Origin of the sequence: Delftia sp. 11MD (assembly GCF_050907895.1) — a bacterium.
Lineage (GTDB): Bacteria > Pseudomonadota > Gammaproteobacteria > Burkholderiales > Burkholderiaceae_C > Comamonas > Comamonas tsuruhatensis.
This window is the reverse complement of the sequence record NZ_CP194333.1, coordinates 4,985,051-4,999,944: the sequence shown is the minus strand read 5'-3', so window position 1 is coordinate 4,999,944 and position 14,894 is coordinate 4,985,051. Positions and strand designations below refer to the sequence as shown.

13 protein-coding genes and 1 pseudogene are annotated in these 14,894 nt (G+C 68.1%); 9 read left to right on the top strand and 5 right to left on the bottom strand.

The window, feature by feature from the left end; all coding sequences use genetic code 11:
• The first annotated feature begins 25 nt into the window (after window positions 1–25).
• Window positions 26–940: a 2-hydroxy-3-oxopropionate reductase gene (glxR, locus tag ACRSCF_RS22895; RefSeq protein WP_016449780.1), complete on the top strand. Its 915-nt coding sequence runs from the start codon at window positions 26–28 to the stop codon at window positions 938–940.
• Between the two features lie 96 nt (window positions 941–1,036).
• Here glxR and ggt read toward each other — a convergent pair whose 3' ends face one another.
• Window positions 1,037–2,857: a gamma-glutamyltransferase gene (gene ggt, locus ACRSCF_RS22890; RefSeq protein WP_244386661.1), complete on the bottom strand. Its 1,821-nt coding sequence runs from the start codon at window positions 2,855–2,857 to the stop codon at window positions 1,037–1,039.
• 337 nt (window positions 2,858–3,194) lie between these two features.
• Between ggt and uraH the strand changes: the two genes are divergently transcribed.
• Window positions 3,195–3,545 carry a hydroxyisourate hydrolase gene (uraH, locus tag ACRSCF_RS22885; protein WP_012204044.1) on the top strand — a complete coding sequence of 117 codons (351 nt, stop codon included), beginning with the start codon at window positions 3,195–3,197 and terminating at the stop codon, window positions 3,543–3,545.
• Window positions 3,546–3,655: 110 nt separating this feature from the next.
• On the opposite strand, the gene ACRSCF_RS22880 is transcribed toward uraH, so the two are convergent.
• A complete protein-coding gene (locus tag ACRSCF_RS22880) occupies window positions 3,656–4,045 on the bottom strand; it encodes a DoxX family protein (protein WP_016449777.1) in 390 nt (129 codons plus the stop codon).
• Between the two features lie 318 nt (window positions 4,046–4,363).
• Between ACRSCF_RS22880 and ACRSCF_RS22875 the strand changes: the two genes are divergently transcribed.
• Complete coding sequence (locus tag ACRSCF_RS22875) at window positions 4,364–4,948, top strand: BPSL1445 family SYLF domain-containing lipoprotein (RefSeq protein ID WP_016449776.1); 585 nt, start codon at window positions 4,364–4,366, stop codon at window positions 4,946–4,948.
• A gap of 65 nt (window positions 4,949–5,013) precedes the next feature.
• On the opposite strand, the gene ACRSCF_RS22870 is transcribed toward ACRSCF_RS22875, so the two are convergent.
• Window positions 5,014–5,343, bottom strand: coding sequence for an Arc family DNA-binding protein (locus ACRSCF_RS22870; protein WP_016449775.1), 330 nt, complete (start codon window positions 5,341–5,343; stop codon window positions 5,014–5,016).
• 93 nt (window positions 5,344–5,436) lie between these two features.
• Here ACRSCF_RS22870 and ACRSCF_RS22865 point away from each other — a divergent pair, with 93 nt between their 5' ends.
• On the top strand, window positions 5,437–5,826 hold the full coding sequence (locus ACRSCF_RS22865) for a hypothetical protein (protein WP_017404032.1): 390 nt from the start codon (window positions 5,437–5,439) through the stop codon (window positions 5,824–5,826).
• Between the two features lie 3 nt (window positions 5,827–5,829).
• Here the strand turns inward: ACRSCF_RS22865 and ACRSCF_RS22860 are convergent, their stop codons facing one another.
• The gene (locus tag ACRSCF_RS22860) at window positions 5,830–6,318 is read right to left on the bottom strand and encodes a hypothetical protein (RefSeq protein ID WP_016449773.1); all 489 of its coding nucleotides are present in this window, start codon (window positions 6,316–6,318) and stop codon (window positions 5,830–5,832) included.
• 130 nt (window positions 6,319–6,448) lie between these two features.
• On the opposite strand from ACRSCF_RS22860, the gene xdhC reads away from it, so the two are divergent.
• On the top strand, window positions 6,449–7,324 hold the full coding sequence (gene xdhC / locus ACRSCF_RS22855) for a xanthine dehydrogenase accessory protein XdhC (RefSeq protein ID WP_034366631.1): 876 nt from the start codon (window positions 6,449–6,451) through the stop codon (window positions 7,322–7,324).
• Between the two features lie 186 nt (window positions 7,325–7,510).
• Window positions 7,511–8,839: a urate hydroxylase PuuD gene (locus ACRSCF_RS22850; protein WP_016449771.1), complete on the top strand. Its 1,329-nt coding sequence runs from the start codon at window positions 7,511–7,513 to the stop codon at window positions 8,837–8,839.
• Window positions 8,840–8,909: 70 nt separating this feature from the next.
• On the opposite strand, the pseudogene ACRSCF_RS22845 reads toward ACRSCF_RS22850, so the two are convergent.
• Window positions 8,910–10,549: pseudogene (locus ACRSCF_RS22845) on the bottom strand (GGDEF domain-containing protein).
• 140 nt (window positions 10,550–10,689) lie between these two features.
• Between ACRSCF_RS22845 and ACRSCF_RS22840 the strand changes: the two are divergent.
• The 3 genes from ACRSCF_RS22840 (at window position 10,690) to ACRSCF_RS22830 (ending at window position 14,863) form a co-directional block, all read left to right on the top strand.
• Entirely contained in the window at window positions 10,690–11,325 is a 636-nt protein-coding gene (locus ACRSCF_RS22840; RefSeq protein ID WP_016449769.1) for a Crp/Fnr family transcriptional regulator, read from the top strand.
• Window positions 11,326–11,445: 120 nt separating this feature from the next.
• Window positions 11,446–13,707: a sensor domain-containing diguanylate cyclase gene (locus ACRSCF_RS22835; RefSeq protein WP_016452621.1), complete on the top strand. Its 2,262-nt coding sequence runs from the start codon at window positions 11,446–11,448 to the stop codon at window positions 13,705–13,707.
• A gap of 223 nt (window positions 13,708–13,930) precedes the next feature.
• Window positions 13,931–14,863: a LysR family transcriptional regulator gene (locus tag ACRSCF_RS22830; RefSeq protein WP_016449767.1), complete on the top strand. Its 933-nt coding sequence runs from the start codon at window positions 13,931–13,933 to the stop codon at window positions 14,861–14,863.
• Window positions 14,864–14,894: the final 31 nt, after the last annotated feature.

Sequence of the window (14,894 nt, the reverse complement as noted above, 5' to 3'; positions counted from 1 at the left end):
TCAAAAACGACAAGGAGTACACAGCATGAATGCATCCTCTCTCAAGCTTGGTTTCGTGGGCCTGGGCATCATGGGCGCGCCCATGGCAGGCCACCTTCTGGCGGCTGGCCACCAGCTCTTCGTGAACACCCTGGGCAAGATCCCGGCGCAGATCGCCGAGAGCAGCGCCACCCAGTGCACCACCGCGCGCGGCGTGGCCGAGCGTGCCGACATCATCTTCCTGATGCTGCCCGACACGCCCGATGTCGAGAAGGTGCTGTTCGGCGAGGACGGCGTGGCCGCCGGCCTCAAGGGCAGCAGCGGCAAGGTGGTGGTGGACATGAGCTCCATCTCGCCCGTGGCCACCAAGGACTTCGCTCGCCGCATCGAGGCCATCGGCGCCCAGTACCTGGATGCGCCGGTCTCCGGCGGCGAGGTGGGCGCCAAGAACGCCACGCTGTCCATCATGGTCGGCGGCCCCGAGGACGTGTTCGCGCGCGTCAAGCCGCTGTTCGAGCGCATGGGCAAGAACATCACCCTGGTGGGCGGCAATGGCGACGGCCAGACCGCCAAGGTGGCCAACCAGATCATCGTGGCGCTGAACATCGAGGCGGTGGCAGAGGCCCTGCTGTTCGCATCGCGCGCCGGCGCCGACCCGGCCCGCGTGCGCGAGGCGCTGCTGGGCGGCTTTGCCTCGTCCAAGATCCTGGAGGTGCATGCCGAGCGCATGATCAAGCGCACGTTCGATCCGGGCTTCCGCATCTCGCTGCACCAGAAGGACCTGAACCTGGCCCTGAGCAGCGCGCGCCAGCTCGGCGTGTCCCTGCCCAATACCGCCCAGGCCCAGGAGCTGTTCAACAGCTGCGTGGCCCACGGCGGCGCGAACTGGGACCACTCGGGCATGGTGCGTGCGCTGGAGATCCAGGCCAACTTCGAGGTCGGCCAGAAGGTCCCGGCCTGATGCCGCGCAACTGACAACGCGATTGGTGGGAGGGCGGCCTTGCGCCGCCCTGTTGTGAAAAGCCGCGCTCGGCAACGGGCGCGGCTTTTTCTTGCTTCAATAGCCCAGTGTCTGCCCGTCGGGGTTGCGCGGGTCGGAGGCGCCGTAGAGCATGCCGTCGCGCAGCTGGATGGTCTGCGTGCGGCCCATGGATGCCTTCACGGCAACGTTGTGGCCGCGCGACTTGAGCAGGGCCACGGTGTCGGGGCTGATGCCCTTTTCCACGCGCAGCTCGTCGGGCGTCCACTGGTGGTGAAAGCGCGGCGTGGCGGCGGCCTCGGCCGGGTTCATGCCGAAGTCGATGGTATTGACCACGGTCTGCAGCACGGTGGTGATGATGCGCGCGCCGCCGGGGCTGCCGGTGACCAGCACGGGCTTGCCGTCCTTGAGCACCATGGTGGGCGTCATGGACGACAGCGGGCGTTTGCCTGCTGCCACCGCATTGGCATCGCCGCCGACCAGGCCGTAGGCGTTGGCCACGCCGGGCTTGGCAGAGAAGTCGTCCATCTCGTTGTTGAGCAGGATACCCGTGCCCTTGGCCACGATGCCGCTGCCGAAGTTGGTGTTCAGCGTATAGGTCACGGCCACGGCGTTGCCCATCCTGTCCACCACGGAGTAGTGCGTGGTCTGGTCGCTCTCATAGGGCTGGGGCTTGCCGGGCTTGATGTCCTTGCCGGCGCGCGCCTGGTAGGGGTCGATGCCGGCGGCCAGCGCCTCGGCGTAGCGCTTGGACGTCAGGCCCTTGAGCGGCACGGTCACGAAGTCCGGGTCGCCCAGGTATTCGGCCCGGTCGGCATAGGCCAGCTTCATGCCTTCGGCCATGTAGTGGATGCTCTGTGCGCTGTTGGCGCCCCACTGGTTCATGGGCCAGCGTTCCATCATGTTGAGGATCTGGATCAGGTGGGCGCCGCCGGAGGACGGGGGCGGCATGGTCACGATCTCGTAGCCGCGATAGGTGCCGCGCACGGGCTCGCGCTCGACCACCTTGTAGTTCTTGAGATCCTGCAGCGACAGGGCGCCCGCATGCGGCGCCATCTCGGCCGCGAGCTTGCGGGCAATGGCGCCTTCGTAGAACACCTTGGAGCCCTGCTGCCCGATCAGGCGCAGCGACTGCGCCAGGTCCTTTTGCACCAGGCGGTCGCCGCGCTTGAGGGGCTCGCCGTTGCGCCAGAAGATGGCCTGGGTGGCGGGCCACTGGCCCATGTTCTTCTTTTCCTGCTCCAGGATCTTGGCCAGGGTCTCGCTGACCGTAAAGCCCTTGTCGGCCAGCTTCACGGATGGCGCAATCACCGTGGACAGCGGCAGAGAGCCCCATTTCTTCAATGCATGCTCCATGCCGGCCACGGTGCCGGGCACGCCCACGGCGTAGTGGGTGTACAGCGACTTGCCGTCAATGACCTTGCCGTCCGCGCCCACGTACATGTCCCGCGTGGCCTTGGAGGGTGCGACCTCGCGGAAGTCCAGCGCAATGTTCTTGCCGCTCTTGGCGTCGTGCACGATCATGAAACCGCCGCCGCCGATGTTGCCGGCATTGGGCAGGGCCACCGCCAGCGCAAAGCCCATGGCCACGGCGGCATCCACCGCATTGCCGCCCGACTTCAGGATCTGCAGGCCGATGCGCGAGGCCAGCTCCTGCTCGCTGGACACCATGCCGTTCCTGGCCACGACGGGATGGAATACATCCATGTCGAAGTCATAGGCTGCACTGGCCGCCTGGGCTGCATTGCTTTGCGTGATGGGCGCTGCCGCCGGTGCAGGTGCTGCGGCCACCGGCGCTGGCGGCGCCGAGGCCGCGGGCGGCTGTGTGCTGCTGCAGGCGGCCAGGCTGGTAATGGCCAGCGCCAGGCTGGTTGCCAGCAAGGGGGAGCGAAATGGCATCGGTATCTCCTTGGCAGATGAAACAGTGGAACCGTTGAAATGAGCGAAAGTCCTTTGCCGCCCGGTATGCGATGGCCGCAGGGCCTGCAGCCGGGGCGGCGGCGGACCACAGTGTAGAAGCATGGCGTTGCAGGCCTGCCCACGGGCCGCTGCCGGCGTCGAAAGTGCGGGTATCTGCCTAGGCTCGAGCTGCATGGCCCACTTCAAGGGCGTACAAAAACTGTATACACTTTGCGAATGCACGAGGGGGCCGCGAGTGCTGTCGCGCGCCGCGCTTCGTGCATCGACCAACCAATGACAACCGGGCGGGCCAGCTCCCGCCGCACAGGAGATTTCCATGGGCCTGAGCACCCACGTCCTCGACACCATGAATGGCTGCCCCGCAGCCGGCATGGCTGTCGCGCTGTATTCCACCGATGGCGACCAGGCCACGCTGATCAAGAGCCTGGTGCTCAACCACGACGGCCGCACCGATGCGCCGCTGTTCGACAACAACAGCCTCAGGACCGGCACCTACCGGCTGACCTTCGACGTGGCGGCCTACTTCAAGGCCCGTGGCGTGCAACTGCCCGAGCCCAACTTCCTCAACAAGGTGAGCCTGGACTTCGGCGTGGCCCATGCCGACCAGCATTACCATGTGCCCCTGCTGGTCAGCCCCTGGAGCTATTCGACGTACCGGGGCTCCTGAGCCCTGGACTGCAGGCGCAGGCTGTCGGGGGATGGCCTGGAGTGAAACCTGAAATGACGAACGGCCCGCATTGCGGGCCGTTGCTTTTGCATCTCCAGCAAGCGTGCGGCCTACTTGCCCTTGGAATGCCCCATGGCCACGACCAGGGCCGAGATGAAGAAGAAGGCCTGCAGCTCCAGCGCCCAGCCTCCCGAGCTGTGCAGCTGCATCACCTGGCCCGTGTGCACCAGCGCGAAGGCCACGATCATGTTGACCGCAATCACCAGCGCCGCGGGCACCACCCACAGGCCCACCAGCAGCAGCAGCGGCGCCACCACCTCACCCAGATACACCGCATAGGCCAGCCAGCCCGGCGCGCCCGCGGACTCCACCATGCGCTCGATGCTGCCTATGCCGTAGCGGATCTTGGCCCAGCCATGAAAAAGCAGCAGGACCGCAAGCGTGACGCGCAACAGCACCATGGCTGCCTGGGGATGGTGAAAGTGGCTCCAGAACTTCATGAACTCCCTCGATGTGGATGGGCCCGGTGGGCCGGGTGTTGCTGTGGGTGCATTCTGGCATCAGCGGGCTTTCGGTGTCGGCTGTGGCGGCCCGGAACGGGATTTTCAGACATTTCCTGCGGGCCTGTAGTCCTATGGCGCAACTTGTGACATGTCTCATCACAAGTACCGCAAAGCGGCCTAGCATCGTCCCCAGCCTGTCTCCGAAGCGGTTTGCGAGCACTGGTAGGGGTGCCCGGGACCGGGAGGCAAGGTGATCAATCCAATGAACCGATGGGGTCTCCCCAAAACGTCCAATCAAGAAAGGCAGGTTTTCCCATGCGTCAGTTTTCTTTGCGTACCGTCGTGATGGCCACTGCACTGGCGGCCGGCAGCGTGGCCATGGTCGGCTGCACCACCACCAAGCCGGAAACCCAGTCCGCGCCGCGTGCTGATTCCACCACCGTCAATGCGCGCGCCAACGCTGCGCTGGAGCGGCTGTACCAGACGGCGCCGGGCTCCAAGGAAATGGTGGCCCGCTCCAAGGGCGTGCTGATCTTCCCCTCGGTGATCGGCGGCAGTTTCGTCATCGGTGTGGAGCATGGCCGCGGCGTGCTGCGCGTCGGCGGCCAGAACAAGGGCTTCTACAGCACCACGGGCGCCTCGGTGGGTTGGCAGGCAGGCGGCCAGTCCAAGGCTGTGATCTATGTGTTCAACACCCAGGAAGCGCTGGACAAGTTCCTGGCCAGCGACGGCTGGTCCGTGGGCGCCGATGCTACGGTGGCCGCAGGCAAGGTGGGCGCCAATGGCAGCGTGGACACCACGACCGCCCAGGGCCCCGTCACCAGCTATGTGCTGACCAACGCGGGCCTGGAAGCCGGCGTGTCGCTGCAGGGCTCGAAGATCACCAAGGTGGTCGAATGATCCCGGCCCTGAGGGGCCTTTGAACGAAACCGGCCTGCGGGCCGGTTTTCTTTTGTGCGGGCGGATCAGGCGCCGCCGGTTGCGCCGTCTTCACTGGCGGATTGCGGCGCAGCGGGCGCGAGCACGGCCTGCTCTATGCGTTCCAGGCGCTTTTCGATGCGCTCCACGGCTTCGGCGCTCATCTTGATGTCGTAGATGCTCACGGGCTCTTCGCATTCCAGCGAAGGGTCCGTCGAGGCCGACAGGCGGCCCAGCAGGGGGGCCTCGAACGTGGTCTGCAGCCGGGCCACGACTTCGGCGTTCATGGAACGGCCGGTGCGCTTGGCTGCCTCCTCGACGAGGTCCTTGAGTTCCTGCGGCAGGCGCAGCTTGTACTGAGGATCGGTCTGTTTCATCGCCGGCAATCATGGACCGGAAAGGTATTGACTGCAAGGGACCTGATAGGTATTGTTGCTTCGGGACCAGCACGGTCCCGCGCAAGGGATGCCATGAAGACAGTGAAGCAATCGGGCCACAGCCATCAGGAACCCTCACCGCAGCACCAGGAGGTGCTGGCGGTGGATGCGTTGTGCCATATGGGAGCGGCCCTGGGCGTGCTGGAGCTGCATGCCGAACGCGCCGGCTCGGCCATGGTATGTGCCGCGCGTGATTTGCTGCGTGGCTACCACGCCAGCGCTGACCAGGCGGTGGCCGGCCTGCAGGCCGGCGACCGCTCGGCAGGCGTGCTGCCGCAGCTGTCGCAGGACCTGGGCTATGCCATCGAGGTCATCGATCGCGTGAACGATGACGCACCGGACGACCTGGTGCTCTATGCCGTGACCTGCCTGCTCAGAAGCGCCCGAAGCTTTGCCGACGGCCAGCCGTGCGCAGCGGCCTGAGGCTCAGAGCTGGCCCTCGGTCAGCGTGTCGAGCTGGAAGCGGCCGGACTTGTCCCAGAGCCAGGTATCGGTATAGGTGATGCGGGCGGCGCCGGCAGGAGCGGGGAAGGGCGCGGCGGCGCGCACCAGGCGCTCGATCTCGCTCACCACCTCGGGGGCATGGCCGGGCGCGCGCATCCAGTGCAGGCGCTGGACCTGGCCGTTGCGGTCGATCTGGACCTGGAGCACGCCGATCGCGTAGAGCATGGGTGGCAACTGGCCCTTGTAGATGCGATCGGCATTGCGCGCGTACAGATGGTTGGCGGCCACCTTGCGGTACTGCAGCTGTGCGCTGGAGCTGACGTCGTCGGGGCGCGGGCCGGGGCCGGGCGGGGACTTGCAGGCCGTGACCAGGGAGGCAATGGCGGCCATCAGGCCGGCCCACAGCCAGGGGCGGCCGGAACGTGGCTTTTGCACGGAACTGTGCTGCGTGGAATCAGGGGAATCGGGCATGATTGCGAGCGTATCCTGAAACACTGCGGCACCGGCAGTCGGAGCGCAAAACTCAAGTGCCGCAGCGGACAATCCCGCAACAAATTCCAACGAAGCCCGCAGGCGCCACGACGGGCTGTCAGGTGCGCCCATGTGGAGTGACACGTTCAACAAAGTCGAGCAGGGCCTTGCGCAGGGGCCGCTGTGCTGGGTCGAAGTGATGGACTCGCGAGGCTCCGTGCCGCGCGAGCGCGGCGCCTGGATGGCGGTGTTCGCCGACCGCGTGGCCGGCACCATCGGCGGCGGGCACCTGGAGTTCGATGCCATCGACAGGGCCCGCAGCCTGCTGCGCGGCTGGGCAACGCCTGGCGAGCAGGGTAGCCAGGGCGGCCAGGTCGCCACCGAGCACCAGCACCGCTATCCGCTGGGCCCCAGCCTGGGCCAGTGCTGCGGCGGCGTGGTGATGCTGAGGTTCGTGCTGGTGCCCCAGGGCCGCATGGACATGCTGCGCGAGCGGCTGCAGCCGCCGCGCGACTGCGTGGCGCTGTTCGGCGCAGGCCACGTCGGCCATGCGCTGGTGCGCCTGCTGTGCAATCTTCCCTACCGCGTGATGTGGGTGGACAGCCGCGATTCGGTCTTCCCCGAGGAGGAGCACGAGCTCGTGCAGTGCGAGTATTCAGACCCCGTGCAATCGGCCGTGGCCGATCTGCCTGCAGGCTCCCAGGTGCTGATCATGAGCTTCAGCCATGCCGAGGACCTGGAGGTGGTCGCCCAGTGCCTGGGCCGCCAGCGCCAGCACGGCGACCTGCCCTATGTGGGCCTGATCGGCAGCGCCACCAAATGGGCCACCTTCCGGCGCAGGCTGCGCGAGCGCGGCTTCAGCGATGCGGAGCTGGACCATGTGACCTGCCCCATCGGCGTGCCCGGCATCAAGGGCAAGGAGCCCGAGGTGATCGCGGTGGCCGTGGCGGCGCAGCTGCTGCAGCGGCGCAGCGCCGCGCCTGCGCAGAATCAGGGAAATCTCTAGTGAATTGATGTCGCGCAAGCCGGCTGGCTGTCGAAAAATTGCATACACTTTGTGTCTACGAAATGGTCGCAGCGGTGCACCGGCGGTATATCTACCGGGTGCGCGGCCTTTTTCTTCTGCTCAGAGCGCCCGCAGTGGTGAGCAGGTTGAACACCGGCGGCCCCCACGCTGCCAAGGTTGAGAGCTATGGAAAGCTACATTCTCGACTGGGCCAACCTGCTGTTGCGGTGGCTCCACGTCATTACGGCCATCGCCTGGGTCGGTTCCTCCTTCTATTTCGTCTTCCTCGACAGCAGCCTGACGCCGCCCGTCGATGACGATCTCAAGAAGCAGGGCGTCAGCGGCGAACTCTGGGCCGTGCACGGCGGTGGGTTCTACCACCCCGTCAAGTTCAATGTCTCCCCGCCCAAGCTGCCGGACCACCTGCACTGGTTCTACTGGGAAAGCTACACCACCTGGCTCAGCGGCTTTGCGCTGCTGACGGTGTCGTACCTGTGGAACGCCAAGATCTACCTCGTCAATCCGGCCGATCCCAATGCCATGGGCTCGGCTGCGGCCATTGCCTCGGCCCTGGCCTTCCTGGTCGTGTTCTGGCTGCTGTACGACGGCATCTGCCGCGTCTTCGGCCAAAAGAAGAACGGCGACGCCACGGTGGGCGCCATGGTGCTGGTGCTGGTGTGCATCGCGGCCTTCCTGGCCTGCCACATCTTCCCGGGCCAGGCCGCCTTCCTGCTGATGGGCGCCATGCTGGCGACCTCGATGAGCGCCAACGTGTTCTTCTGGATCATCCCCGGCCAGCGCACGGTGGTGAAGGCCCTGAAGGAAGGCCAGCCCGTGGACCCCATCCACGGCAAGCGCGGCAAGCAGCGCAGCGTGCACAACACGTACTTCACGCTGCCGGTGCTGTTCGCCATGCTGTCCAACCACTACGGCTGGCTGTACAGCCATGAGCTGAACTGGCTGGTGCTGATCCTGATGATGTTCGCAGGCGCCGCCATCCGCCAGTTCTTCGTGATGCGCCACGGCTTCAAGCTGGGCCGCAATGCCCATCCCTGGCCCTACGCCCTGGTTGGCGTGCTGGTGCTGATCGGCACGGCCGTCTGGCTCAAGCCCGCGCCGGCGCCTGCCGCAGCGCCTGCGCCGGCTCCCGCCGCCGTACAGTCGCCTGCCGCAACGACCGAGCCCGCAGCAGCGGCTCCCGGTGGTGACACGGCAGCGCCGGCTGCGCCTGCAGCCCCTGCGTCACCGGCTGCCGCCGCTCCTGCCGACGGCGCCGTCGGCTATGCCCAGCTCGCGCCCTTCTTGCAGCAGCATTGCGTGGTCTGCCACGGTGCCGCCCTGCAGCAAAAGAATGTGCGCCTGGACTCGCCCGAGCAGGTCAAGGCCCATGCCCAGCAGATCTACCAGCAGGTGGTGCAGCTGCGCAAGATGCCCTTCGGCAATCCGGGCGCCCTGAGCGATGACGAGCGCGGCATGGTCAAGCGCTGGTACGAATCGGGTGCATCGGTGAACTGATCATCCTGCCGCGCCCATGCGCTGCCAGCCACCCGCCCGCAGTCTCGCAAGAGCCTGCGGGCTTCTTGTTTCAGGCAGGCCAGGCCGCTGCGGTGCCGTGCAGGGCCGGATGCCGCGCTTCATCGTGCGGCGTGTGCAGCGCGATGGCGCCGCGCCCCGGCAGGCTTTGCGCCTTGGCCTGCTGCTTGGCCAGGGCCGCGAGGTTGGCGATGTCCTCGGGTGCCAGCACGCTGCCCGGCGCGACGCGCACCACGCCGATGGACAGCGTGGTGCAGGCAAAGAATCGCCGGATGCCGTGGCGGTCCTCGGCCCAGATGCCGCCGGCCTCGCGCGCCTGGTCGTCGAACAGCTGGCGCGCCTCGCCTGCGAAGGCGCCGACGATGTCCTCGCAGCGCTGCTGCCAGTCCTCGCTTTGCAGCAGCAGCATGAAGTCGTCCCCGCCCACATGGCCCACGAAGTCGCGCCGCGCGTCGCAGTGCGCCACGGCCAGCCGCGCCACCAGGCGGATCATCTGGTCGCCGCGCCAGTAGCCGTAGTGGTCGTTGAAGGGCTTGAAGTGGTTGAGGTCGGCATAGCAGGCCACGAAGCCGGCGCCGCTGTCCAGCAGGCGCTGCATGTGCAGGCTGATGGGGATGTTGCCGGGCAGGAAGGTCAGCGGGTTGGCGTGGCGCGCGGCCTCGATGCGGGCCTCGGTCACGCGGCGCACCAGCTGCTCGCCCGTGCCCAGGCCCACATAGCGGCCGTTGTCGGTGACGATGAAGCCGTCGCTCCGTCGTTGCTGGCCGCCGGTGCCACGCAGGGCGCCTGCATCACCATCAGGTTGCGCAGCACGCCCGGGCGGGCGCTGTGGCCCTGGTGGGGCAGCACGGCCACGCGCGGGTCCTGCGCCACGCTCAGCGCCTGCGGGCTGATCTGCGGCTGGGCGGCTTCGGCGGGCCGGCCCAGCAGCCATCCCTGGCCGTACGCAATGCCCAGGTCGCGCAGGGTGCGCAGCTCGTCCTCGGTCTCTATGCCTTCGGCGATCAGCGTGGTTCCGAAGACCTCGGCAATGCCCTTGATGGCCTGCAGCAGCTGCAGCGTGGCCGGGCGCTGCTCGATCTGGTGGATGAAGTACTTGTCGATCTTGACGAAGTCCGGCTTGGCCTCGGACCACAGGCGCAGGCTGGAGCGGCCGTCGCCAAAGTCGTCGAGCGCCAGGCGCGCGCCCGTGGCGTGCACGGCCTTGACGGCGGCGCAGACGGCGGGCATGTCGGTCACATGGTCGTGCTCGGTGATCTCCACCACCAGGGACCGCGCCTGCACGCCGAAGCCGCGCACCGTGTCCCCGACCATGCCGGGGCCGCAGACACCCACGGCCTGCACCAGCGCCTGGGCGCTGAGGTTGACGAACAGCCGGCCCGGCGCGCCCTGGCGGCCCCAGTCCTGCAGCGCCACGCAGACCGCCAGCAGCTCGAATTCCCGAAGAATGCCCTCGGCCGCAGCGCCCTTGAGCAAGGCGTCGGGCGTGTGCAACGGCATGCCCCGGGGGCCGCGGATCAGCGCCTCATGCGCATAGATGCTGCCGCTGCGCAAGTCGGCCAGCGGCTGGAAGACACAGTACAGGCCGCCCGCGCGCATGAGCTGTGCCACGGGGCCTGCACCGGACCGCACTGCGGCCGACAGCACGGCCGCCGCAGCGGGCAGGCTGGCGAGCATCTGGGGATCGATCATGGGCTCAACTTTTCAGTTGGATACATTACGTTTCATTGGTGACATACTTGTGACAAGTATGCCGCCTGTCGGCGTGCGTGCTGGCAGCCGATTGACGTGGCTCAAAACGCGGCGGCTGCAAAGCCGGCAAAGTTGCGTGCATGTTCGCCCTGTCTTCCTTGCAAGCTTTCGCCTTCGCGCCGGGTTCCGCCCAGGTGTTGGCCGCGGGTACCTGGCTCAGGCTGCGTAGGCAGTCGCCGGATACGGTGATGTATCTGGAACGCGGTCGCGTGCTCCTGGGCATAGGCCAGGGTGGGCAGATGCGCCACCAGCTGGGTGTGGTGGAGGGGCCGGCCTGGCTGGATGCGGCCTTTGTGCTGCAGCGGCGCGGCAGCAGCCTGGACATGCTGGCCGACAGCGATGTCCGCGTGCAGCAGTTGCCCCAGGCCGACTTCCTGCAGGCCGTCTCGCAACTGCCTTCTCCCGCCCAGCAACTGCTGCAGGACATGGCCCAGGCCTACTGCGCCCAGACCGAGCTGGCCGTGAGCCGCCTGTCCAAGGATGCCGAGGCACGCTGCGCACAGTGGCTGCTGCGCCATGCCATGCCGCACGAGGCGGGCGGCCTGCGCGTGACGCTGCACCTGCGCAAGCGGCTGATCGCCGCCCAGCTCGGCATTGCGCCCGAGACCTTCTCGCGCGTGCTGCGCCAGTTGCGTGAACATGGACTCATCGCGGGCCGGGGCAATGTCATCGATCTGCCCAAGCCGGCGGCCCTCGAGGTGCTCGCAGTAGGCTGATTCCCACGCCGCTGACGGGTGCCGGCCTGCAAGCGCCGGGACTTGCGGGGCGGGGTATCCACTGGTTCGCGGGTTCCACCCAGTGGGACGGCTTTCGGGTCTGCATATATTGAGGGCGTCATGTCACTGGACGCCCGTCGATCCCCCTTTTTCCAGGCGCTGCTGGCATCCCAGGATGCTCCGCAGGTGCCGGACTCGCCCTCGTGGCCGCGCGCGTCCACAGGCTGGGGTGCCATGCGCTGCACGGTGCTGGCGCTGGCCGCGGCGGCCGTGCTTGTGGTGGGCCTGGGCAGTGCCTGGTGGGTATCGCACAGCATGCGCCAGCAGACGCTGGAGCGCGCCATGGCCCGGCAGGCCGACGAGGTCGATACCGTGGCGCGCATGCTGGCCTCGCGGCTGGAGCAGCAGCAGCGCCTGCTGTGGGTGCTGGCCCAGGGCATGGCCGACCAGGGCGGCGACCCCAGCCGCCTGATGGGCGAGATGCTGCGCGGAGACGCATCCGTGCGGCTGTTCGACACATTGCAGCTGGCCGATGCGCGTGGGCAACTGCAATTGAGCCTGCGCGGCGGCCGCTCCGAACCCCTGGTCGATCTGGACGAAGGCGTGCGCGACGTGATGCGGCGCAGCCTGGCCGATGGCAAGCCCGTGGTCTCCACCATGGTCCGCAAGGGGGCCGATCCCGCAATGATGGAGTTGCTGTACGCCGTGCCGCTGCGCGCCGGCAACGGCACGGTCAGCGGCGTGCTTTCGGCGGGCGTGCGCATGTCCGGCCAGGCGCTGCTGCCGCCCGGCATCGACCCTTCGCGCTCCGCAGGGCGGCTGCTGGTCATGCAGCGCGACGGGCAGATCCTGGCCCACTCCGATCCGTCGCGCTGGACGGCGCGCGCCGAGGCCGAGCCCGGCCTGGGCGCGGACTGGTTGCAGGACCCTTCCGCCGGCGGCCTGCAGGTGGGCCCCGATACCCAGCGCCGCGCCGGCTACCTGGTGACGACGGCCGGCATGCCGCTGCCGCAGTGGCTGGTGGTCAGGATCACCCCCGAGGAAGCCATTGCGCCCAGCCTGGCGCCGCGCGTGCTCTGGTGGCTGCTGGCAGCCGTCGCGGGGGTCACGGCGCTGCTGGTGCTGCTGCTGATCCTGGTCACCGAACCCATGGCCGCCTTGCATCGCAGTGCACGCCAATGGCTGGCGAGCCAGGGGCGGCTGATGGCCGAAGAGCCCGATCCCGCGCCGGAGCCTGCGCCAGGCCATGCAGAGGAAGGCGGCTGGCGCATGCCCTGGACCCATGCCTGGGGAGAGGCTTCCACGCTGTGGCAGGCCCTGCACCGCCTGGGCCAGATGGGCCAGGACCAGGCCCACGAGGTCGGCCGGCTGCAACTGCAGCTGCAAACGCTGATGGACTACGCGCCCGTGGGCCTGGTGGTCACGCACGCGGCGCATCTGGAGCTGGTGGGCCTGCAGGCCGCGCGCATGCTGGGATATCCGCCGCGCGAACTGCAGGGGCAGGCGATACGCCAGCTGTGCGCCTCCGACGCTGCGCACGCCCAGTTGCTGGAGCGTGTGCGCAAGGACCTGGACATGTACGGCCAGTTCGACAGCGAGCAGTGCTTTGTCCGCAAGGACGGCCGCCCCATCTGGGTGCGCCTGCACGGCCAGAGCCTGCAGCGCCTGCAGCGCGGCCTGGAGCCACGCGCCGTGGTGCCGGCCGATCCCACCCTGGTCTGGGTGGTCGAGGACGTGACCATGCAGCGCCTGGTGCGCGAGCAGCCGGGCTGGAAGGCCATGCACGATCCGCTGACCCTGCTGCCCAACCGCGAGGCCTTTGCCATGCGCCTGCATGAATGGCTGCAGGAATGCAGCGCCGCCCAGCGCCTGCCCGCCGAGGCGCTGCAGGAAGAGGCCTCCTCCTCGCAAGCCGACGCCGAGGTTGCTGCCGTGGCCACGGCCGCGGTCGAAGTCGCCATTTCTCCCATGCCGCACCATGGCGTGATCCTGTTCCTGGACCTGGACCACTTCGCCCACGTCAACCAGCAGGGAGGCCATGCGGCCGGCGACGAGGTGCTGTGCCACATGGCCCGGCTGATCGACAGCGTGGTGCGGCCCTTGGGCTGGGTGGCGCGCCTGGGCGGCGACGAGTTCGCCGTGCTGCTGGCCGGCGTCCCGGCCGAGCAGGGCATGCTGCTGGCGCAGAGCCTGTGCATGGCCGTGCAGGACTGGGAAGGCGCGCACGAGGGCCAGCGCTACCTGATGGGCGCCAGCGTCGGCATGGTGGTGCTCGATGCCCGCCAGCACACGGTCAGCAGCGCGCTGCGCTCGGCCGACATGGCCTGCTATGCGGCCAAGCGCAAGGGCCGCAACCGCGTCGAGGTGCTGGAGGCCGCCTGAGTGAGGGAATGGGTGGTGGCCTGGGTGGCCGCGCCGCCGCGCCAGGCCTGGCCGGCCTTGGCCCGCATATTGCATGCCTTGCACACACAAGTGTTTAACCGTCCCATCCTTGGTGGTTGTATCTAGCCGGAGCGCTCCGTGGCTGGGTTACGCTGCGGGCTCCCCATGACTTGCGGCGCGTCCCCGGCGCGACCGCTCTTTTTTTCGCTGATTGCTTCGCTACATGCGCGACCAGGCCCTGTTCGACAAGATTGATCTGCACCTGATACGGGTGCTGCACACGGTGCTGACCGAGCGCAGCGTCTCGCGTGCCGCATTGCGCCTGGGCATGCACCAGCCGGCGGTGTCCGCTGCGCTCAAGCGCCTGCGCGACCTGGCCGGCGATTCGCTGCTGGTGCGCTCGGGCGCGCACATGCAGCCCACCGAGGCCGGGCTGCGCATGGTGCAGCCGGCGGCCGACATCCTGCGCGCGGCCGAGGGTCTGTTCAGCGATGCGCGCCATTTCGATCCCCGCACCTCCACGCGCACCTTCCGCATCGCCGCCAGCGACTACCTGGACCCGCTGTTCCTGCCGCGCCTGGTGGCCCACCTCAAGACCGAGGCGCCCGGCTGCCCCGTGGACATCCTGGCCCTCAACGGCGACGCGCACTACGAGGTGCAACTGGCCCAGGGCGATGTGGACGTGGTGATCGGCAACTGGCCCGAGCCGCCGCAGGGCCTGCACATGGCCAGCCTGTTCGAGGACGAGGTGGTCTGCCTGGTCAGCCCCCAGCATCCGGCCGTGCGCCGCGGCTGGGACGTGGCCCAGTGGCTGGAGGCCGAGCACATCGCGCCCACGCCCACCTACCCGGGCGCGCGCGGCGTGATCGACGACCAGCTCTCCCGCATGGGCCTGCAGCGCCAGGTGGCGGCGCGCTGCGCGCATTTCAGCCTGATTCCCGACATCGTGGCCACCAGCTTGCTGGTGCTGACCACGGGGCGGCTGTTCTGCGAGCGCTTCAGCCAGCGCCTGCCCCTGGTGATCCTGCCCTGCCCGGTGGAGTTTGCGCCGCTGGTGTACTACCAGCTGTGGCATGCCCGCACGCACATGGGCGCGTCCACGCGCTGGCTGCGCGACGCCGTGCGGCAGGTGGCGCTGATGTCCCGTGCCCGCTAGGCGACGGCGACAGGAACCGCCTTTTGGGTGA